Genomic DNA, 19,900 nt, shown 5'->3' with positions numbered 1-19,900 from the left:
TCAAAAGGGTTTCCCATGCTCAGGCTCACTTCAGCCCGCCTTGCCATATGTCTTCTGCCGTTTGCCCTCGCGGCATGCGGCGATATTTCCGCGAGTGACGATCCGCGCACCAGGCCACCGCTTGTCAGATCCGCCTCCGTCGAGAGGGCGAATCCAGCCGCTCGCACCTTCACGGGCGTGGTGGTGGCAAGAACGCAAAGCGACCTGGGCTTCAGGGTTCAGGGTAAAATCCTCGAACGCCTGGTGGATACCGGGCAGTCCGTCAAACAGGGCCAGCCCTTGCTGCGTCTGGATCCGGTTGACCTGAAATTACAGGCTCAGGCGCAGCAGCGCGCGGTGGATGCTGCCCAGGCGCGGGCGAGAAAAGCCACCAGCGATGAGGCGCGTTATCGCGGTCTGGTGGCGTCCGGCGCGGTGTCCGCCGCGGAGTACGATCAGATTAAAGCGGCGGCCGATACGGCCAGGGCGGATCTCAGCGCTGCCCGCGCGCAGGCCAACGTGGCGCAAAATGCCACGGGCTATGCCATACTGCTGGCGGATTCAGACGGCGTGGTGATGGAGACGCTTGCAGAACCCGGTCAGGTGGTCAGCGCCGGACAGGTGGCGATCCGCCTTGCCAGAGCGGGACAGCGCGAAGCGCTCGTGCAGCTTCCGGAGACGCTGCGCCCTGCCGTCGGCAGCGAAGCACGGGCCACGCTTTATGGCCGTGAACAGCACCCGGTCACCGCCACGTTGCGCCTGCTGTCTGATTCCGCGGATGCCGCAACCCGGACGTATGAAGCACGCTACGTGCTGGCAGGCCAGCTGGCGAACGCGCCGCTGGGGGCGACCGTCACGCTCAGCCTTGAAGACCCGAAAGCGGAAGGTCAGGCCATGCAGGTCCCGCTGGCCTCACTCTACGATGCGGGTAAAGGGCCCGGCGTCTGGCGCATTTCCGCCCAGCCGGCAAAGGTCACATGGACACCGGTTAAGGTGCTGAGCGTGGGCGAAGACGCGGTCCAGATCGCGGGCGGCGTGAAGCCCGGGGAGAAGATCGTTGCGTTAGGGGCCCATCTTCTGCACGAAGGTGAAGTTGTCAGGCTGGCAGAACAGCGCCATGCCGCTCCGGCGGAGAACGCGCCATGAGCGGAAGTCGCTTCAACCTGTCAGCGCTGGCCGTCCGCGAGCGTTCCGTCACGCTGTTTCTGATCGTTCTGGTGACGATTGCCGGTATTTACGCCTTTTTTGGACTGGGACGCGCGGAAGATCCGCCCTTCACCGTGAAGCAGATGACGGCGATTGCCGTCTGGCCGGGTGCGACCGCGCAGGAGATCCAGGATCAGGTCGCGGAGCCGCTGGAAAAGCGCCTGCAGGAACTCAAATGGTATGATCGTACCGAAACCTATACCCGTCCCGGCATGGCATTTATCACGCTGTCACTGCAGGACAAGACCCCGCCTTCTGAGGTGCAGGAGGAGTTCTATCAGGCGCGTAAAAAGCTTGGGGATGAATCCCAGCGTCTCCCGGCGGGCGTCATCGGCCCGATGATCAATGACGAATTCTCGGATGTCACCTTTGCCCTCTTTGCTCTGAAAGCAAAAGGCGAACCGCAGCGGCAGCTGGTACGCGATGCCGAAGGCCTGCGCCAGCAGCTTCTGCACGTTCCCGGGGTCAAAAAAGTGAACATTATCGGCGAACAGGCCGAGCGGATTTATATCGCCTTCTCCCATGACCGTCTGGCGACGATGGGCCTCTCACCGCAGGATATTTTCAATGCTCTCAACGGCCAGAATGCCCTGGCCGCGGCGGGCGCCATTGAGACCCGGGGCGCGCAGATTTTTATCCGCCTGGACGGCGCGTTCGATGAACTGCAGAAAATCCGCGATACGCCTTTAGTCGCTCAGGGCAAAACGCTCACGCTGTCGGACGTGGCAACGGTTGAACGAGGCTATGAAGATCCCCCGACGATGCTGATACGCAATCAGCATGAACCCGCCCTGCTGCTGGGCGTTGTCATGCGTGAGGGCTGGAACGGCCTGGCGCTGGGTAAAGCGCTGGATGCGGAGACGGCGAAAATCAACGATAGCCTGCCGCTTGGCATGACCCTGACCAAAGTCACCGACCAGTCCGTGAATATCCGCTCCTCGGTCGATGAGTTTATGATCAAATTCTTCGTCGCCCTGCTTGTGGTCATGGTGGTCTGTTTTGTCAGCATGGGCTGGCGCGTGGGGGTGGTGGTTGCGGCGGCGGTGCCGCTGACGCTGGCGGTCGTTTTCGTGGTGATGGAGGCTGCGGGAATAAACTTTGACCGCGTCACGCTGGGCTCCCTGATCCTCGCCCTCGGCCTGCTGGTTGACGATGCGATTATCGCCATCGAAATGATGGTGGTGAAGATGGAGGAAGGTTACGACAGAATCAAAGCCTCGGCCTACGCCTGGAGCCACACCGCCGCGCCGATGCTGGCCGGTACCCTGGTGACGGCGATTGGCTTTATGCCGAATGGGTTTGCCCAGTCGACCGCCGGGGAATACACCAGCAATATGTTCTGGATTGTCGGCCTCGCCCTGATTGCCTCATGGTTTGTTGCGGTGGTGTTCACGCCGTATCTGGGGGTGAAGATCCTACCGGCGATCCCCAAAGTGGAAGGCGGCCATGCCGCCATCTATAACACGCCTCGCTATAACCGTTTTCGCCAGCTGCTTGGCCGCGTTATCGCCAGAAAATGGCGCGTGGCCGGATCCGTGGTCGCCATTTTCATTCTGGCCGTGCTTGGCATGGGGCTGGTAAAAAAACAGTTCTTCCCGACCTCCGATCGCCCGGAAGTGCTGGTTGAAGTGCAGATGCCCTATGGCACCTCGATTGCACAAACCAGCGCCGCTACCGCAAAAATAGAAGCGTGGCTGGGCAAGCAGCCGGAAGCCAAAATCGTCACGGCCTATATTGGTCAGGGCTCGCCCCGTTTCTATCTGGCAATGGCCCCCGAGCTGCCCGATCCCTCTTTTGCGAAAATCGTGATCCTGACGGACAGCGAGACGTCACGCGAGGCGCTCAAGTTCAGGCTCAGGGAGGCCGTCGCCAGCGGCCTTGCGTCCGAAGCCCGCGTGCGGGTGACGCAGCTGGTGTTTGGCCCCTACTCGCCTTTCCCGGTTGCCTGGCGCGTGTCGGGGCCGGACGTCAAACAGGTGCAGGACATCGCCGAACGGGTGAAAGCCGTGCTTCAGGCAAGCCCGATGATGCGAACCGTTAACACCGACTGGGGCTCGCGCGTTCCGGTGCTCCATTTCACTCTCGATCAGAACCGCCTGCAGGCGACCGGCTTAACCTCCAGCGCCGTTGCCGGGCAGCTTCAGTTCCTGCTCTCCGGCGTGCCTGTCACCTCCGTGCGGGAAGGTATTCGATCGGTAGACGTCGTTGCCCGCGCGGCGGGTGATATCCGCCTTGATCCGGCAAAAATCGAAGGCTTTACCCTGGTCGGCAATGCGGGACAGCGCGTGCCGCTGTCTCAAATTGGCAAGATAGAGGTCGGCATGGAAGACCCGATCCTGCGCCGCCGCGATCGCACCCCCACGATTACCGTACGGGGCGATATCGCCGACAATCTTCAGCCGCCGGACGTGTCGGTCGCCATCATGAAGCAGCTCCAGCCGATCGTTGATTCGCTGCCGGCTGGCTACCGCATTGACATGGCGGGGTCGATTGAGGAGTCGGGTAAAGCCACGCAGGCCATGTTACCGCTGTTCCCGATCATGATTGCCCTGACGCTGCTGATCATCATTTTGCAGGTGCGCTCACTCTCCGCGATGGTCATGGTGTTCTTAACCGCGCCGCTGGGGCTGATTGGCGTCGTGCCGACCCTGCTGATATTTAATCAGCCGTTTGGCATCAACGCGCTGGTCGGCCTGATCGCCCTCTCCGGCATTCTGATGCGCAATACGCTGATCCTGATCGGCCAAATCGATCATAACCAGAAGGACGGCCTCGATCCGTTCCAGGCGGTGGTCGAGGCGACGGTTCAGCGAGCGCGACCGGTCTTACTCACCGCCATGGCGGCCGTCCTGGCGTTCATTCCCCTGACGCATTCGGTGTTCTGGGGCACGCTGGCCTGGACGCTGATCGGCGGAACGCTGGGCGGGACGATCGTTACCCTCGTCTTCCTGCCCGCGATGTATGCGATCTGGTTCCGGATCCGCCCGGTTGAACAACGCGTGCAGCCTGCCACGGGAAACGTGTAAACTACCATCAGTAGATAACTGACCTGAGGCAAGCATGGTTGTTAAACGCTTAAGAAAAGAGGACCGCCGCGTGCAGCTGCTGGAGGTTGCGCGAGGGATCGTGCGTCAGCAAGGCACGGAGGCGTTGACCCTTGGCTATCTGGCAGAACGGGCCAACGTGACCAAGCCTATCCCCTACGACCACTTTGGCGATCGTGAAGGGCTATTGATGGCGCTGTACCAGGACTATAGCGATCGGCAGCTGGCAAAATTCCGCGAGACGCTGGCGGTGGACAGCAAAACGCTGGAGAAGACGATCCGCTTTTTCAGCACGGCCTATATCGACTGTGCGATTGCCGCCGGGCCTGAAACCGGGCCAATCGCCGCGGCGCTGTCCGGTTCTCGCGCGCTGCAGACGTTTCGGGAAGCGTGCGTGGCCGAATGTGCCGACTGCCTGCGCACCGCGCTTTCTCCTTTTATCGTCTTAAAAGGCGTTCAGGGAGAAGCGGTACTGACGGCCATCATTGGCGCGGCGGAGGCGCTCAGCACCGCGGCGGGCAACGGCGTGCTCGCCCGAAATGTGGCAGAAGATATGCTCTGCGGCGCCATGACCGGGGTGCTGGAGACCTACGCGAATAGCACAAAATGATCGCCGGGGGCGGATTGACACCTAAGTTACCAATAGTAATATAGGCATCACTTCTCCCCCATCTGGAGGTCGCTATGTCTGCAACACATGCCATTAAAAACGCGCTGATCGTGACGGCACACCCGATCGACAATTCTTTATCCCATACGCTGGCAGCCCGCATTGCCGGGAAATTACGCGAGGAAGGTACGCAGGTTGAGATCGCCGATCTGCATGCTGAAGGGTTTAATCCGTCGATGACCCACGCCGATCTCGATTTGTATCACGGCGATCCGAGCGCCCTTCCCGACGATATTCTGCGCGAGCAACAGCGCGTCGAGCGCGCGGATATGCTGGTATTCGTCTTCCCGGTGTACTGGTGGTCGGTTCCCGCGCTGTTGAAAGGCTGGTTCGATCGCGTGTTAACCCTGAACTGGGCGTATAAGGTGGCCGACGACGGCCGGATTGTGGGCAACTTAAGGGATGTTCCCGTCCGCCTGATTGCCACTGGCGGGAGCGATTTTACCGGGTTCGACAAACACGGCTACTCGAGGGCGATTCAGACGCAGATAATCGAAGGGGTATTTGGCTTCTGCGGGTTGAAGAACGTTAAGCTCGATATCCTTTACCAGGCAGACACGGCGACGCCCGAGCAGGTTGACGAATTCCTGAGCGAGATCGGCAACCTAAAATAATATCGGCTATCCAGCCGGCAACGGCGTGCCTCCTTCGCCATAAGGAGGCACGTGTTCTCGATGTTACTAACCGTCAGGGATCCTGCTGGCAAACCGGAACGCTCTTTCTTGTGATTATTCAAAAAATAACGAGGAAAGGCCAATCGTCATCACTACACTCATAATCACCTGAATCAAGATAATAAAAAAAGCGATCCCACCCAATACGGTGATTTTTCGACGCAGAATGAAAGTTATGCCGGAAAGTACAGCACTGAACAGAATGGCTTTAAGTATATAGGAAAGCGGCACCATGGCCGGGTGACCGGTCTGCACTCCAGCAAGCCCAATGAGACCCAGTAGAAAATTACCGCAAATTCCCCATCCCCAGAAAGTCATCGGTAAGCTCATCTGCCCCGCGACTAATCTTTTCAACATACGCACATCCTTTTTGTATTTTTTTTATCGAAACACAACGGTTTTTATCCAGTCTCTCGCACAGTTGGATTGTGCAATAAGTCGGCCGACAAATACGCAACTACCAAATATGCTGATATGATTTTGTTCATCTTTACATGCATATTGATGGTATTGAAAAGAACTATCGGCAGCAAATTTTTAAAGTTTAACGGCTCGTCCGGATATGGTTTAAAAGATATATCAGCGCAGGTCATAACATGTTTACGTCAGTTCAGCCAACAGCCCCCCTCACCACCACCGGACCCTTCGGCGGTGCGAGCGTGTCTGTAGTGAACGACTGACAAACAGAACCTCAATCCCCCGCCGACATGGACGGGGAAATCTCTCTCCGTTCACCACCCTCTGAATGGAGAAAGAAAATGGTTTCATCTGACAATGCTCTCTTGATTATCGACATGCAGCAGGGCCTCTTTCGGGGCCCGGTTTCCCCTCGCTCCGCCGATGCCGTTCTGGCCAATATCCGCTTGTTAATTGCCAACGCCCGAGACGCGCAGGTGCCCGTCTTTTTTGCCCGCCATATTGGGCCGGACGACTCCCCCTTCTCAGAAAAGGGGCCGTTAACACAGCTGATACCTGAACTGGACGTGAAGAAGCAGGACGTTGTTTTCACCAAGCGCTATCCCAGCTGTTTTCGGGATACGGTATTGCTGCGTGAACTTAATCAGAGAGGCATCAAGCAGCTGGTCATTGCCGGGATGAAAACAGAGTTTTGCGTCGATACGACCTGCCGGGCCGCACCGGAGCTGGGTTTCAGGACGGTATTAATTTCAGATGCGCATACCACAATGGATAATGACTGTTTATCCGCCAGCGACATTATTGCCCATCACAACAACACACTGGCAGGCCCGTTTGTGACGCTGTCGACTGCTCGTGACTGGCTTTTTAGTACGGTGAGTTGACTCAGGTGATCGCTTATCTCTTTACCCGGCTCGCCTTTCCGCGCGCCGGGCACATAAGAGAATAATTACAGGGTAAAACCACCGTCACCCACCTGTGCCTGAGCATACCATTGCATCAGCTTCTCGGTGCCGGGCTCGTTTTCTGCCGGTGACCATGGGGCGGTATCATGCTCGGGCACGGGCTGATACCCCCCGTGTTTAACCTCAAAAATGACGCCGCCTTTATCCAGCGACAGCACGGCATGCCAGGTTCCGGCATCCATCTCCAGGACTTTACACTCTTCGCCTAACACCACGCGCCGGGTCACGTTGCCGCTGTCGTCAAAATTCAGCACCAGAAAGCGACCGCTCAGCGCCGTCAGCAGTTCAAACGTGTGCGGATGGCGGTGGGGGCGGACATAGGTACCGGGTTCCATTGCAATGGCCAGGCGCTGCACCGGGTCGCTCAGGTCAGGGTGTAAATTACGGTGCGCGCGTAAGCGAGGAGAATGTGCGGCCTGCTCGCTTTGCTGCTGCAGGTCACTGAAAGTAATCTGTTTCATATACACCTTTAGGTATGTGGGCTGTCTGCGGCAACCCGGTTGCCGCAGGACGTTATACCATCCTGAACGGTCGAGGCGCGATGGGATTTGTGAAACAAATCACTGCCGGGCGAGTGGTCGATCCCCCGGCAGGAAGTTCATCAGTAGAACTGACATGAAAACCGCCATTCCCCTTCTGATGACCGGTGAAAGTAACCGATACCGTTATCCGCCCACATCCAGTTTACTTTTTCTTCTGACCCAACCTGAAAAACAAACTCTTCGATTCCCACACCGTGTTGTATCTCAGTCGGAAATCCCCCTACCTTGGTTCCCCTGTAGCGATTGAAATCTTCAAAAAAACTCTCACTGGCCTGCTCATCATCATTTACGCAAGAGAGATCAATAATATCCCAGGCATCTTCCCATCCTGGAGCATCGTCAATGACACTCAGCCATTGAACTGGAAACGGCCGATACGGCGTGTCCAATTCAGGCAATGGCTGAAGCCCTTCGAGGCTGGCATACTCGCGAATTAACCATCCTTCACCGTGCGGTTCGTCAAAGGGATGTTTTTCCACATTGTGAAACAACACCAGAAGGGCTATGCCCTTCAACTGGTCAGGAATAACAGGAAGCTCGTCGACCCTGATCTGAAGAAGTGGAAACATGGATTTGCCCTTCCAGGTGGGTAATCCTTCATCTGCGCGAGAAACGCCCTTCAGAAACCATGACGTAATGGGATCTTCAGGCGGCCGGAACCCACCGACCTGCGCGACCGATGCGGGTCTTAGCCTGGTCCGGAGTTCTTCTAAAACTGACGCACTCTCTAATCTCATGTTTGCTCGCCTCTGTAGACGCTTGTCGGACAGATATTCTGCTGATCATTGTAAGTTAATCATCACATCTGGAGAATCTCATTGAAAAATAAAACCTATGTTGAGTAAAACTCACATTGATTCCCACTATTTCTCGTTTTTCAAACGTAATCTCATTGAAATACCATCCCTTCATTCCCGGTCTCTTCCTGACCTGGAACAGAGAGCGAAACTCAAATAATAAATACACCTGCATGCATATGGAGTACGTATGACACTCGATGTTTTATTTCATCTAATGAAAATGATCTCACCTGAAAAAAACATCGCGGGTGAAAATATACATGCGTTAATAACGTTACTTTCGTCAGAAAACGATAGCGGTGAGGTGCTTTCGCCCTTTATTCATCGACTGCATCTTCTGTCTTTCGCCCAAAGCAATCCGGGTAACGCCGAAGAGCTGCTCTCTGCGCATTTACCCAAAGACGACGGGATCCTTCCGGTTCTGGACTTCGCGGACTGGCCCCGGGTGCGTTACGCCGCTTCAGGCGAAGTTCAGACGCCTGAATCTGAGGAGTACTTCCGTGAAATGACATCGGCTACCAATCTGTTACGTTCTGCGCTGATCGAAGCTGAACGCGCAAAGGGAACCCCTGCGCTATATATACTGGATAAATTACTCAACCTGAACAGCGCCCTGCCGGAAAGATATAAAAAGATGGCAAATATTCCCTACGCATAAATACGTTCACTGTGCGGAATATCTCCATGTTAATATTCCGCTATTTATTAAATCCGCTTTTCATTGAAATCAAGACAGACAATATCCAAAGAGGGCACCACTGGCGCATTAAGGTTAAGCCAGGCCAGCAACCGTTCAATACTCTGTCCTCTGAGCGAATTTTTGGGCCAGACAAGGTAGTAACCGTCCCCTGTTGCTATCGCCTCCCTGAAGGGCAGCGCGAGAAGGCCGCTTTTCAGCGCGTCGAGCGTGAGCCGGAGATCCGCCATCGCTACGCCGTGTCCGTTCATGGCCGCAAGGCTGCCCTGCTCCAGGGTGTCGAACACGATCCCGCCGCCCATGTCGAGGCCGGGGAATAAGCCCGTCCTTTTCAGCCAGCGCTTCCAGTCCCGTCTGTCCGGTGACGGATGAATAAGATCGCACTCTGGAAGCTGATGCCGGGCAGGCTCCAGCAAAGACGGCGTACAAACCGGAATAAGCCATTCGCTGAACAGCAGCCGGCTCTCCGTTGACTCGCCAAAATAGCCGTTCCCGAGGAGGATCGCACAATCGTAGGGCTCGCGGCTGAAGTCAACGGTGTCGAAGTCCATCCAGACGCTGGCGATTTCGATTTTCGGCTTCGCGTGGTTCTCGCGAAAGGATTTAAGCACATTGAGGAGCCATCGCATCGTCAGGGTGCTGGGGGCTTTGAGGCGCAGAAGGTGGTTTTCACTTTTGAATGCGCGACAGGCCCACTCAATATTCGAGAAACTTTCGCTAAGCTGCCCGGCCAGAATGCGCCCGGCGTCGCTGACCTCCACTCTCGGACCCTGCCGTTTAAACAGCTCGCAGTCAAACCACATTTCAAGCGTCCGGACATGCCTGCTGACCGCCCCCGGCGTGATATTCAGGACTTCAGCCGCTTTGCTAAAGGAGTTCAGCCGTGCGGCAACTTCGAACGCGCGCAGCGCATACAGTGGCGGTAAAGACATATGTTCCCTTTTTGTCAGGTGTAATCATGCAGGTTTTGTATTATCGGCACTCGGTGACGTTTCATCCCATTCTTCAGCCGGAAACGTCAGCAGCAGCACCCTGAGCAGGGACTCAAGCTGCGCGCGTTGCGCCTCAGAGAGGTTTCTCAGCAGCGCATTTTGCGTTTCCGTGTGCACGAGCAGCGCCTGTTCGATACGCTCCTGCCCGTGCGGCGTCAGGCTGACGAGCGAGCTGCGCTTGTCGTCGGGATCGGCAATCCGCCTGATAAAGCCTTGCTGTTCAAGATGGTTGAGCCGGTTCGTCATCGCCCCTGAGGTGATCAACAGGGATGTATACAGCTGCGTGGGCGAAAGGCAGTACGGCTCCCCGGCGCGGCGCAGCGTGGCGAGGACGTCAAACTCGCCCTCGCGAAAGCCAAACGGCGCCATAGCTAGCGCGCGTTCTTTTCCCAGGTGCTTCATCAGCCTGAGCATTCGGCCAAAAATTTTCATCGACGAGGCGTCCAGCTCGGGCATGGCGCGGCTCCACTGGCCGACAACGAAGTCTACATGGTCTTTCATCTTCACCCCCGATGGCGTGGGAATTTATCGAGTTGTGCGGTACATCTTACACTAAAACAGATTTTATCTTAACGTTAAGATAAATGCTCGCGGCAATTTGCCCGGGCCATTCACACCCGAAAAGGATGCCATGTTGAAACGCACATCACCGTTACTCTTCGCCGTTATCGCTTTTATCGTCGGGCTGAACCTGCGCCCCATTCTGGCCTCGGTTGGCCCCCTGTTCTCCGTGCTGCAGCGCGAAGCAGGGCTGACCGCGACGCAATTCAGCCTGCTGACCACCCTGCCGGTGGCGATGATGGGACTGGCTGCCCTGTGTGGCCCCTGGCTTTTAGCCAGGATCGGTGCCGTCAGGGGAATTCTGTTCGGGCTGTTCATCCTGCTGGTAGCCTGTTCATTACGCGGTTTTAGCACCTCGCTGACGGGTTTGATGGGCACCGCGTTACTGGGCGGGGCCAGCATCGGCACGATCCAGGCGTTAATGCCTGCCCTGATAAAAAAGGCGTATACGCAAACGGCCTGCACGATCATGTCGCTATTCAGCACGGGCATTATGGCCGGTGCGGCAGTCGCCGCCGCCAGCGCCGAGCCGCTGTTTTCATGGCTCACGCTCAAGCCCGCGCTGGCTATGGCAGGCGTGCTCGCGCTGCTGGCGCTGATGCTGTGGTTGCCCCTGGTTAAGCAGCCTCAAGGGGAACAAACAGTACATGAATCCGTTACGCTCTCTTCCTCCCGGACTGGACTCCTTCTGCTCTTTTTCGGCGTGGGGACGGGTGCCTACACGCTGGTCTTAGCCTGGCTGCCCCCGCTCTATATTCAGGCAGGATGGTCCGCACGCAGCAGCGGCTATATGCTGGCCTGGCTGACCTTAACCGAGGTGGCCGCCGGGTTTGCCGTCTCCGCGCTGATCGGTAAATTCCCCGACCGCCGTGTTCCGCTGATAACTGTACTGTTACTGCTGCTCGCGGGGTTACTGTGTCTGGTCTTCTCTCCAGGTATGACGCCGGTCTTATCAACCTTGCTGCTTGGCATCGGTATCGGCGCCCTCTTCCCGCTGTCGCTTATCGTCACGTTCGATCATGCGCGAACGCCCGCCCAGGCCGGGAAGCTACTATCTAAAGTTCAGGGAGGAGGATATATGATCGCCGCGCTCATGCCGCTAGTTGCCGGGATCGTTCGCGACAGTTCGGTCTCGCTCACCAGCGCCTGGCTGGTGATGAGTGCGGGAGTCGTGCTGTTGATCGCTATCGCGTTCACTTTCAAACCCGCCGCGAATGTGCAGGCGCGGTGAATGCGGTACCAGAATTGAGAGTCGTATTTCAGAAGGCTCTACGCTAAATTCCATCATTTCAGGCTATTAAGGAGTGGATATGTCGCAGACGTTACCGGGAATTGATGTCATGTTCGTCGCCGGGTTCGGGCCCATTTCACGGGATACAGCGTCCAGCACCGCGTTTTATATCCAGACACTCGGTCTGCCGCTGAAGCCGATGGAGGGCAATGCCGAGTATCTGCTCACCGAAGAGGGACGCTTACCGGGCGTGAAGCATTTTGCCGTCTGGCCGCTGTCACAGGCGGCAACGTCCTGTTTTGGTGAATCGGAGTGGCCCGTGGAGCATCCGATACCGCAGGGATGGATTGAATACGAGGTGCAGGATCTCGATTCCGCTACCCGTGTTCTGAGTGAAAAAGGCTATCGGTTGTTGGTCGCCAACCGCACGGAACCGTGGGGACAAACCGTTACTCGCCTGCTCAGCCCGGAAGGTTTGCTGACCGGACTAACAGTTACGCCGTGGCTGCGTGGATAGAGGATGTTATAAGGTGCTGGCTTATATCACGATAGGGACAAATGACTTTCAGCGCGCCGTGAACTTTTATGATGCTATTTTTAACGTGCTGGGCTATTCACGTCTGCCCGCCTGGACTGATAGCTGGGCAATGTGGGGAAACGAAAATCATCCGGATGACGAATTTAGCTTCTGCATTTGTCCTCCTTTTGACCAGCAACCCGCGACGGCGGGAAACGGGACAATGTTCGCATTCAGAGCCGATAGCGCGGAAATTGTCAGACGCTTCCATGCAGCGGGCCTTCTTGCGGGAGGAAAGGATGAAGGCGTGCCCGGTACACGAACCGCCTACGGCCCCGATTTTTATGTTGCCTATCTGCGCGATCCTGACGGGCATAAACTGGCATGCGTTTACCGGAATTATTCTCCTGATGCAGATAAGCTATCAGGCGAAGAAGAGTCACTTCACTAATAAAATTTTGCGGTAAGGACCGGTAGACACCCAGTCCTGCGGAGATCACTTCAGCTCCAGCGTGCTTATTACATGGGCAATATCCGCGATGTCGCCAGCTGACAACGGTTGCAGAGGGCGAGGCAGGCAATCCATGTCGGTAAGCCCAAGCACGCCAGCCGCAGCGGCAATAACGCGAATACTTCCGCCATGTTTACGGAACAGCGACCACAACGGCTCAAGGCGGGTTGTCAGGGCTGTAACGCGTTGACGATCGTTTGCCGCCGCAGCTTCGGTGATTTGTTTCGCCATCTCAGGGAACAGACCGCCACACACGGAATACCACACTTCACAACCGGCGTTTAATCCCAGCCCCGCATAAGCGTCGCCACTAATACCGATTGTTACACCAGGGCGCAAATGTTGACGTAACGCATTCACCCTTTCAATCGCTGCAGCGGGGCTATCCGGGACGCCAGGGATCTTGACCGAGCGAACCCCCTCAAGTGAGGAGAGACGACCGTGGAGTTCATCCGTAAAGGTAAAATGCGTAGTGCCCGGATTATCATAGATACACACCGGTACAGACGCGTGCCGGGTAACGGTCTCAAAGAGTGAAAAGACTTCTTCGTCACGGAGAGGCTGGTAGCTGACCGCCGGGAGTAACAGCGCATTCGCACCAGCTGCCTGTGCATCCTCTGCCAGATGCAGAATGGCATCGGTACTGACCGCTCCCACACACACCATAACGGGGATGTTCCCTGCATGCTGTTTAGCCAACGTTGCTACGCGCTTGCGCTGCTCCCGGGTCAGATAGGCGTAGCTTCCGGTTGACCCCAGGATGCCCATAGAATCAACCCGAGCGTCTGTAAGACGGGAAAGAATATGGCTAAAACCCTTTTCATCCACGCCGCGGGCAGTGACTGGGGTTAATGGAAACGCCGACAAACCGGTAAACATAACTCTTTCTCCTGAAGGGTATTACAGCTGTTGTTCTTCGATGAGAGCAACTTCAAACCACAGACCGGGCATCATTTTTTCCAGGCCGTCGGTCAGCATCTTCCCGGCTTCGTGAAGTCTATCCAGCGGCATCTGCGGGAGACTCTCCAGAATGAACCACATTTGCTGAGCCTCCACGCCTAAGCGGGTTCTGATCCCCTGTCGCCAGTTCCAGCGACGGCAGGTCACGCCGATATCATCACACCAGATAACCTCGCCTTGTGAAGGATACTCAACGGTGGCCTCTCCCTCTTTGACGGTATCAAAAGGCTCTGTTCCTTTTGCCACAGTCAGACGCGGCGCCCCCTGATAGGCAGAGAGATTCTCTCCACCAACCGGAACGGCATAGCGGAGACTAACGGCATTATAAAGATCAACGATAGGATCGAGCGCTGGCATCGTTCCGTCACGTAACACGCGCTTGCGTAACGCATCTGCTGAGCAAGGGGTGCGTTTAGGTTTAGCACCAAACTTTTGAAAAACGTCGGCCCATGCCGCCAGATGAGAGTCCGCCCAATCTGGTTCACCGGCCAGAACGGCTTCACAGGCTTCACGCAGCGCCGTTTCCCCAATGTCGGGATTAAGCACTGGCGCAGCTTTTACGCAAATGCTCAGTGCACGAAAACCGGGAGCAATACGATAAATTTCAGGGGTAATTGACGGAGATACTGTTAGCACGTGATAATCCTGTAATGACCAATTTATTCCATGATAATGACCAATGACCAAAAAAGTCAATTTAATGACCGATGCAAACGCTATCGTCAACACTGTGAATGAAGCCGTATCTCAGCGAATTAAACTCTATCGTAAGCATAAGAAGATATCCCTCGATGAACTCTCCCGTCGGGCAGGCGTCAGCAAGGGAGCGCTGGTTGAGATAGAGGGATGCCGGGCGAATCCCAGCATTGCCCTGTTATGCCGCCTGGCTGCCGCAATGGGGGTTTCGGTGGCTGACTTTGTGGATGTCAGTTCAAAACCGACCGTGCATCTCATTGCTGAAGATGAGATCCCAGAATTGTGGGAAGGTGAAAAAGGCGGGAGAGCAAGATTGCTCGCAGGGTCAGGTGGCCCTGATATGACCGAGCTCTGGATGTGGGAAATGCAGCCGGGGGAAAAGTTTGCGTCCCCCGGCCACACGGAAGGTACGCTTGAACTGTTTTATGTGCAGTCGGGCACGCTCACACTCGGCGTACAGGAACACGTGTATCGGGTAAATACTGGCTGTTCGGCAACCGCCAGAACGGACGTTCCTCATTTCTATGAAAACCAGGGGGAGAACACGCTGGTATTTATCATGACAGTACATGAAAAAGCATCCTGAGCATTCCCCGGCATAGAGGACAGCCCTGTGCCTCATCACAAGTAGCCCAAAAGGAGGAGTTCGGTGAATAATCAGCATCTGCGTTTTACCAAAGACAAATTTATTGTCACAACCGATCCCAGCTTTTTTCAGCTGGAAGCCATTCACGATTACCTCTCGCAATCGTCCTGGGCTCCTGGTATTGATGCTGAAACGGTCAGGATATCAATCCAGAACAGCCTTTGTTTCGCGCTCCTGGATGGAACAAGACAAATCGGCTTCGCCCGTCTGGTCACAGACTATGCCACTTTTGGTTATTTGTGTGACGTCTACGTGCTGAACGATTATCAGAAAAGTGGTCTTGGCCGTTGGCTGATTGAATGCTGTCATGCCCATCCATTGTTGTCACGTCTGCGACGGATAATGCTGGTAACCGACAGCGCGCCATGGTTATACCAGAAGCTGGGGTATAACCCATTGAACCGACCAGATTTTGTCTGGCAAATCAATCGACCCGATATTTATCGTAACCCCGGGCAAAAATAAAAGTACTTTGCAGAGAGTAATGATAAATGTGAATCCGCAAGGCCAGTCACTCTGATACAGAAGAATTTGCCATTTTAGCCGAACGAACCTTACGACATCCGCTTCTGGCACTGAGCGGATATGCTAACTGAGCTAAAGGTCCGCTGTGAGTGAGAAGCAAACATCTTAAGTAGGTTGTTCTTTTATGCTACTACCTCTATGTAGCCATGTTATATGGCTACATTTATATAGAAGTAAGGATTAGTCTTTTCCCGGACCATAATTAAATTTTGTCCCTTTGCCAATGGCGTAAAACTGTCCGCCAGCAACGTAATGGACAGTACGTAATTCATCTGGTGCATCATCAAAAATCCAGTGCCCATTTCTGAAAACGCGGTCATCACTCCATGCTCCGACAATTTCCCCCATGAACAAGTTGTGCTGCTTTTCATTTTCTTCATTGGGTATGACCTTACATACTAACCAGCCAGCGCAACCTTCCACTAAAGGCAGATCAAACTCTTTCTGATAAAATAGTGGGATTTTACTATTTTTATCGGGTGTGTCGGAATAACTGTGACCTCCAGCATATAAAACCATTTCCATCTGATTTACTACTGGGATCTGTACAACGTAATATCCGCTTTTTTCTACAAGCCCGCGAGTAAATGCCTGTGGACCTATAAAAGCCATCACTTTGTTATTGCCTACTAATCCCACCCAGGCCGCTGCCATGACATTTTCAACGCCATCATTTTTAGCCGATATCATCGTCGTTGGCCCGACCTGTAATAAACGATAGGCTTTGTTTAACTCTACTGGTTGAATTGACATAGTTTACTCTTTTGAGTTCTGATAAAAAGTAAGACAGGTTACTTATTTGATTGTTCGATTATATGGCTGGAATAGTTGCAAATTAATTGCTATTATCAAAATACATTATTGCAGATTTCACAATAATCATGGACAAACTTGACGCTCTAAAATTTTTTATCATCGCCTCTGAGACCTTGAACTTCCGCGAAGCAGCCATCAAGCTGTCGGTTTCACCATCAGTAGTAACCCGAACAGTCGCTGAGCTGGAGAAACAACTTGGTGAGCCTTTATTCAAACGCAATACGCGTTCGATCTTTCTCACCAGTTTCGGCGAACTATTTTTACCCCAAGCGAAGCGACTGCTTGAAGATTCTGAAAAACTTTTTCAGACAGCGAAAGATGATAATGAAATGAAGGGTATTGTTCGTATCACATTACTTCGATTTCCAAATCATGAACAAATCTTGTATGAACTATTGACTGCACTACGTCCCTATCCTGAGTTATTTATCGACTGGCGTTTAGATATGATGAAACTTGATACTATTGAACATCGTATCGATATAGGTATACGCGTAGGACGAGAACCTAATCCAAACTTTATCATTAAAAATATCGGACAAGTTGAACATATTTTGGTTACATCCCCTGAACTTATTGAGCGCCTGGGAGCACCTACTGATTTAGAAGATCTTCGACAGCGTTATCCATTTAGTGGTTTAATTAATCCTGAAACGGGAAAATCATTTGAGTTTATGAGTGACGCAGTAAATACTTTTGTCCCTCGTCATATTGAGTTTTATACTACAGATCCATATGCCGAAATTCAGGCTGCATTGGCCGGGAGAACGGTTGTACAGTCCAGCGACTTTATCTGTAGGGAGTACTTAGCAAGCGGCCAACTTGTTCCCCCATTGCCAGAACTGCGACAGGAGAAATGGCAATTTTATTTATATCGGCCTTACCAGCTGATTACTCCCAAAAGGGTGACGGTCGTTTTCTCGTTATTAGAAAAAATATTACGCAAATATTTCGCATCAAAATAACATTCTCCTCGACGTCCGCATCTGGCACAGAGCGGACATCAGAATATCGTCTATCCCCAACAAACGGATGGCTCTGGCGACAAAAACACTCACCTTCCCAGTGCCGCAACAATTGCCCCCTCCATTTTCTCGGGCGTAGTCATCGGTGCAAAGCGCTTGAGGGGTTTACCGTCACGCCCGACAAGGAACTTGGTAAAGTTCCACTTGATCCGCCCACCCAGCACGCCGGGCAATTCGTCTTTCAGAAAACGAAAAATCGGATGTGCTGCGGCACCGTTGACCTCGACTTTCTCGAACATGGGAAAGCTGACGCCGTAGTTAATGTAACAGGTCTTTGAGATGTCGTCGGCACCGCCAGGTTCCTGCTTACCGAACTGGTTGCAGGGGAAGCCAAGCACCACCAGCCCTTGATCGGCGTATTTTTTGTACAGTGCTTCAAGACCCGCATACTGGGGCGTAAAGCCGCACTGGCTGGCCGTATTCACAACCAGAATGACCTTACCCGCATAGTCGGCCATAGAGATAAGTTGCCCATCCAGACGGGTGGCGGTAAGTTGATAAAAGCGAGTCATACTAATATCCCTCAAAGCTGGCCGAAAAGTCATGGTGACCACCCGCAGGGCCGTCACCGTGTAGAAAGTTTACATTCAAGCAGGCTATTTGTGATACATTCCTGGCGCGCCATGACCACCACACTCGCTATCAGGTATGCAGAACATAACAAAAAAAATTCACTGGCTTCTGCTTACTCTGCCACTCCTCAGCGGTTGTGGCACGCTCTCGCAAATGTCCTCCCCGGAAGGTACTCAGGAACTTCTCACTCATGATTCGCTGGATGGCGACGTTGACAGCGTGGTGCGTCACTACATGGCGCAAAAATCCGTTCCCGGGATGACGGTCGCGGTGATCCATAATCACGGCTCACCGCAGTTTTACACCTGGGGCGTAACCGATGCGGTCAATCGCTATCCGATCAGGCCCGACACCCTGTTTGCGCTCGGCTCGATCAGCAAAGGGATCACGGCAGAAGTAGTGGCTTGTCTGGTGAATGAAGGGCAACTGAACTGGAACGATAGCCTGGCGACATTGCTTCCGCCGGGGACGGCGCTTAGCGCGGATGCACAAAAAATCACCCTACTTGAACTGGTCACCCACACCTCCGGCCTGCCGCGTCAGAATATGGATGTTCCGATGCTTGGGAAATTCATCAGCTACTTAAGCACCGGCGATAATTTCTACGGTGAGCTGGATAGCGATAACGTGCTGCTCTACCTCGCCGACTGGCGAGCGCCAAAGAATAAAGTGCCGCAATACTCCAATACCGGCTACGCCCTGATCGGCTACATCCTGAAGCACAAAACCGGCGAAGATATCCAGAGTTTAGCCTCGCGCTATATTTTCCGTCCGCTGCAAATGGCTAACAGCAGCTTTACGCCCCGGCAGCTAAGAGGGTATCCCCAGCGTGCGCTTGGCCACGCGGGCGATCAGCCGAAATTTATCCCGCGCGGGCAAATCACCCCGGACTGGCATTTTTCCAACAACATGGTGGCGGCAGCGAGCCTATACAGTAACGCCGAAGATCTGGCGACCTACGCCCGTTATCACGTCTCAACGACCCACAATCCCCTGCTGGACAGCGTCTTTGCCGAAGTGAGAAATACCGATATTCAACGTCCCGACGGGGTACAGGGTATTGCCTGGACCACCGACTTTATCGGTCTGGAAAAAATCACCTATCAGGTCGGCTATATCGGCGGCTACTCCAGCTTTATCGGTTATGACAAAGAAAGAGGCAATGCGGTGGTAGTGCTGCAAAATACCTTTAACTGGAGTAATTACATTGGCATTGCGCTATTGATGGATATGGCGAAAAAAGACGGCCTTACCCCTGGTTCGCCGACTTCGGCCGCAAATTCTCGTCAAACGTCAGCCGTTTCCGTTCAGGCTCAACCTCACGCAGCGGCTCGACCTGGTGCATAGTGAGCTTGCAGCGCTCCACCAGCACCTGATACTCCCGCGTGCCCTGCTGCTTCCATGCCAGCTCCTGCTCGCTCAGCTCACGGATCGCCTTGGCCGGGCTGCCGATGATCAAATGGTTGGCAGGCATCTCCGCTTTGGCCTTCACGAACGCCGCCGCGCCGACGATGCTGTTTTCACCAATGACCGCCCCGTCCATCACCACCGCGTTCATACCCACCAGCGCATTGCGGCGGATCACGCAGCCGTGAAGAATGGCGCTGTGGCCGATGTGCCCGTCCTCTTCCACCACCGTGTCCTGCTCCGGGAAGCCGTGCATCACGCAGTTATCCTGAATGTTCGCCCCGTCTTTCACCACGATACGGCCAAAATCACCGCGCAGGCTGGCATTGGGACCGACATACACGCCTTTGCCCAGAATCACGTCGCCAATGAGCACCGCCGTTGGGTGAACGTAGCTCTCGTCAGGCACGACCGGCGTCAGGCCGTCAATTTGATAAACAGGCATC

At 54.5% G+C, this 19,900-nt stretch carries 23 protein-coding genes; 13 read left to right on the top strand and 10 right to left on the bottom strand.

All coding sequences use genetic code 11. The features are described from left to right. Positions 1-15: 15 nt before the first annotated feature. The 4 genes from C6A40_RS20515 to C6A40_RS20500 all read left to right on the top strand — a co-directional run bounded on the left by C6A40_RS20515 (position 16) and on the right by C6A40_RS20500 (position 5,513). Complete coding sequence (locus C6A40_RS20515; protein ID WP_045335895.1) at positions 16-1,125, top strand: efflux RND transporter periplasmic adaptor subunit; 1,110 nt, start codon at positions 16-18, stop codon at positions 1,123-1,125. Continuing rightward, positions 1,122-4,211 (top strand): efflux RND transporter permease subunit, encoded by a 3,090-nt coding sequence (locus C6A40_RS20510; protein ID WP_045335896.1) that lies wholly within the window; start codon positions 1,122-1,124, stop codon positions 4,209-4,211. Before C6A40_RS20515 ends, C6A40_RS20510 begins: the two co-directional genes overlap by 4 nt. Before the next feature lie 34 nt (positions 4,212-4,245). Next, positions 4,246-4,839: a TetR/AcrR family transcriptional regulator gene (locus C6A40_RS20505; RefSeq protein ID WP_045335898.1), complete on the top strand. Its 594-nt coding sequence runs from the start codon at positions 4,246-4,248 to the stop codon at positions 4,837-4,839. 74 nt (positions 4,840-4,913) lie between these two features. Then, positions 4,914-5,513, top strand: a complete 600-nt coding sequence (locus tag C6A40_RS20500) for an NAD(P)H-dependent oxidoreductase (protein WP_045335900.1) — start codon at positions 4,914-4,916, stop codon at positions 5,511-5,513. A gap of 114 nt (positions 5,514-5,627) precedes the next feature. On the opposite strand, the gene C6A40_RS20495 is transcribed toward C6A40_RS20500, so the two are convergent. Then, positions 5,628-5,930, bottom strand: coding sequence for a hypothetical protein (locus C6A40_RS20495; protein WP_008502349.1), 303 nt, complete (start codon positions 5,928-5,930; stop codon positions 5,628-5,630). A gap of 401 nt (positions 5,931-6,331) precedes the next feature. Here C6A40_RS20495 and C6A40_RS20490 point away from each other — a divergent pair, with 401 nt between their 5' ends. Beyond that, positions 6,332-6,874: a cysteine hydrolase family protein gene (locus C6A40_RS20490; RefSeq protein WP_045335903.1), complete on the top strand. Its 543-nt coding sequence runs from the start codon at positions 6,332-6,334 to the stop codon at positions 6,872-6,874. Positions 6,875-6,939: 65 nt separating this feature from the next. On the opposite strand, the gene C6A40_RS20485 is transcribed toward C6A40_RS20490, so the two are convergent. Both C6A40_RS20485 and C6A40_RS20480 read right to left on the bottom strand, forming a co-directional pair. Beyond that, on the bottom strand, positions 6,940-7,416 hold the full coding sequence (locus C6A40_RS20485; RefSeq protein ID WP_008502351.1) for a WbuC family cupin fold metalloprotein: 477 nt from the start codon (positions 7,414-7,416) through the stop codon (positions 6,940-6,942). 140 nt (positions 7,417-7,556) lie between these two features. After that, entirely contained in the window at positions 7,557-8,234 is a 678-nt protein-coding gene (locus C6A40_RS20480; RefSeq protein ID WP_045335905.1) for a DUF1963 domain-containing protein, read from the bottom strand. A gap of 250 nt (positions 8,235-8,484) precedes the next feature. Between C6A40_RS20480 and C6A40_RS20475 the strand changes: the two genes are divergently transcribed. Next, positions 8,485-8,955, top strand: a complete 471-nt coding sequence (locus C6A40_RS20475; RefSeq protein ID WP_025911315.1) for a hypothetical protein — start codon at positions 8,485-8,487, stop codon at positions 8,953-8,955. 47 nt (positions 8,956-9,002) lie between these two features. Here the strand turns inward: C6A40_RS20475 and C6A40_RS20470 are convergent, their stop codons facing one another. Both C6A40_RS20470 and C6A40_RS20465 read right to left on the bottom strand, forming a co-directional pair. Beyond that, on the bottom strand, positions 9,003-9,926 hold the full coding sequence (locus C6A40_RS20470) for a LysR substrate-binding domain-containing protein (RefSeq protein WP_045335907.1): 924 nt from the start codon (positions 9,924-9,926) through the stop codon (positions 9,003-9,005). Between the two features lie 24 nt (positions 9,927-9,950). Then, complete coding sequence (locus C6A40_RS20465) at positions 9,951-10,487, bottom strand: MarR family winged helix-turn-helix transcriptional regulator (RefSeq protein ID WP_045335909.1); 537 nt, start codon at positions 10,485-10,487, stop codon at positions 9,951-9,953. Positions 10,488-10,617: 130 nt separating this feature from the next. On the opposite strand from C6A40_RS20465, the gene C6A40_RS20460 reads away from it, so the two are divergent. The 3 genes from C6A40_RS20460 (at position 10,618) to C6A40_RS20450 (ending at position 12,746) form a co-directional block, all read left to right on the top strand. Next, on the top strand, positions 10,618-11,778 hold the full coding sequence (locus C6A40_RS20460) for an MFS transporter (RefSeq protein ID WP_045335911.1): 1,161 nt from the start codon (positions 10,618-10,620) through the stop codon (positions 11,776-11,778). Positions 11,779-11,857: 79 nt separating this feature from the next. Further along, entirely contained in the window at positions 11,858-12,295 is a 438-nt protein-coding gene (locus C6A40_RS20455; RefSeq protein WP_045335914.1) for a VOC family protein, read from the top strand. A 13-nt stretch (positions 12,296-12,308) separates the two neighbouring features. Further along, positions 12,309-12,746: a VOC family protein gene (locus C6A40_RS20450; protein ID WP_071283550.1), complete on the top strand. Its 438-nt coding sequence runs from the start codon at positions 12,309-12,311 to the stop codon at positions 12,744-12,746. A gap of 45 nt (positions 12,747-12,791) precedes the next feature. Here C6A40_RS20450 and C6A40_RS20445 read toward each other — a convergent pair whose 3' ends face one another. Together C6A40_RS20445 and C6A40_RS20440 are read right to left on the bottom strand one after the other, a co-directional pair. Further along, the gene (locus C6A40_RS20445; protein WP_045335918.1) at positions 12,792-13,685 is read right to left on the bottom strand and encodes a dihydrodipicolinate synthase family protein; all 894 of its coding nucleotides are present in this window, start codon (positions 13,683-13,685) and stop codon (positions 12,792-12,794) included. Between the two features lie 21 nt (positions 13,686-13,706). Continuing rightward, positions 13,707-14,402: a B3/B4 domain-containing protein gene (locus tag C6A40_RS20440; RefSeq protein WP_032674709.1), complete on the bottom strand. Its 696-nt coding sequence runs from the start codon at positions 14,400-14,402 to the stop codon at positions 13,707-13,709. A 43-nt stretch (positions 14,403-14,445) separates the two neighbouring features. On the opposite strand from C6A40_RS20440, the gene C6A40_RS20435 reads away from it, so the two are divergent. Together C6A40_RS20435 and C6A40_RS20430 are read left to right on the top strand one after the other, a co-directional pair. Next, on the top strand, positions 14,446-15,048 hold the full coding sequence (locus C6A40_RS20435) for a helix-turn-helix domain-containing protein (protein ID WP_045335920.1): 603 nt from the start codon (positions 14,446-14,448) through the stop codon (positions 15,046-15,048). 63 nt (positions 15,049-15,111) lie between these two features. Further along, a complete protein-coding gene (locus C6A40_RS20430; RefSeq protein ID WP_008502363.1) occupies positions 15,112-15,573 on the top strand; it encodes a GNAT family N-acetyltransferase in 462 nt (153 codons plus the stop codon). Between the two features lie 240 nt (positions 15,574-15,813). Here C6A40_RS20430 and C6A40_RS20425 read toward each other — a convergent pair whose 3' ends face one another. After that, positions 15,814-16,386 (bottom strand): flavin reductase family protein, encoded by a 573-nt coding sequence (locus C6A40_RS20425; RefSeq protein ID WP_045335922.1) that lies wholly within the window; start codon positions 16,384-16,386, stop codon positions 15,814-15,816. A 128-nt stretch (positions 16,387-16,514) separates the two neighbouring features. Between C6A40_RS20425 and C6A40_RS20420 the strand changes: the two genes are divergently transcribed. Next, positions 16,515-17,414 carry a LysR family transcriptional regulator gene (locus C6A40_RS20420; RefSeq protein WP_045336177.1) on the top strand — a complete coding sequence of 300 codons (900 nt, stop codon included), beginning with the start codon at positions 16,515-16,517 and terminating at the stop codon, positions 17,412-17,414. Positions 17,415-17,503: 89 nt separating this feature from the next. Here C6A40_RS20420 and C6A40_RS20415 read toward each other — a convergent pair whose 3' ends face one another. Continuing rightward, positions 17,504-17,986 carry a glutathione peroxidase gene (locus C6A40_RS20415; protein ID WP_045335924.1) on the bottom strand — a complete coding sequence of 161 codons (483 nt, stop codon included), beginning with the start codon at positions 17,984-17,986 and terminating at the stop codon, positions 17,504-17,506. A gap of 136 nt (positions 17,987-18,122) precedes the next feature. Between C6A40_RS20415 and C6A40_RS20410 the strand changes: the two genes are divergently transcribed. Further along, a complete protein-coding gene (locus tag C6A40_RS20410; RefSeq protein ID WP_045335926.1) occupies positions 18,123-19,394 on the top strand; it encodes a serine hydrolase domain-containing protein in 1,272 nt (423 codons plus the stop codon). Here the strand turns inward: C6A40_RS20410 and paaY are convergent. Next, complete coding sequence (gene paaY, locus C6A40_RS20405; RefSeq protein ID WP_045335928.1) at positions 19,297-19,899, bottom strand: phenylacetic acid degradation protein PaaY; 603 nt, start codon at positions 19,897-19,899, stop codon at positions 19,297-19,299. The genes C6A40_RS20410 and paaY overlap by 98 nt on opposite strands. Between the last annotated feature and the right edge of the window lies 1 nt (position 19,900).

This window comes from Enterobacter sp. GER_MD16_1505_Eko_090, assembly GCF_003331015.1.
GTDB lineage: Bacteria > Pseudomonadota > Gammaproteobacteria > Enterobacterales > Enterobacteriaceae > Enterobacter > Enterobacter roggenkampii.
Note: the sequence above shows the minus strand (reverse complement) of the source record. Positions and strands in the feature narration are given on the sequence as shown.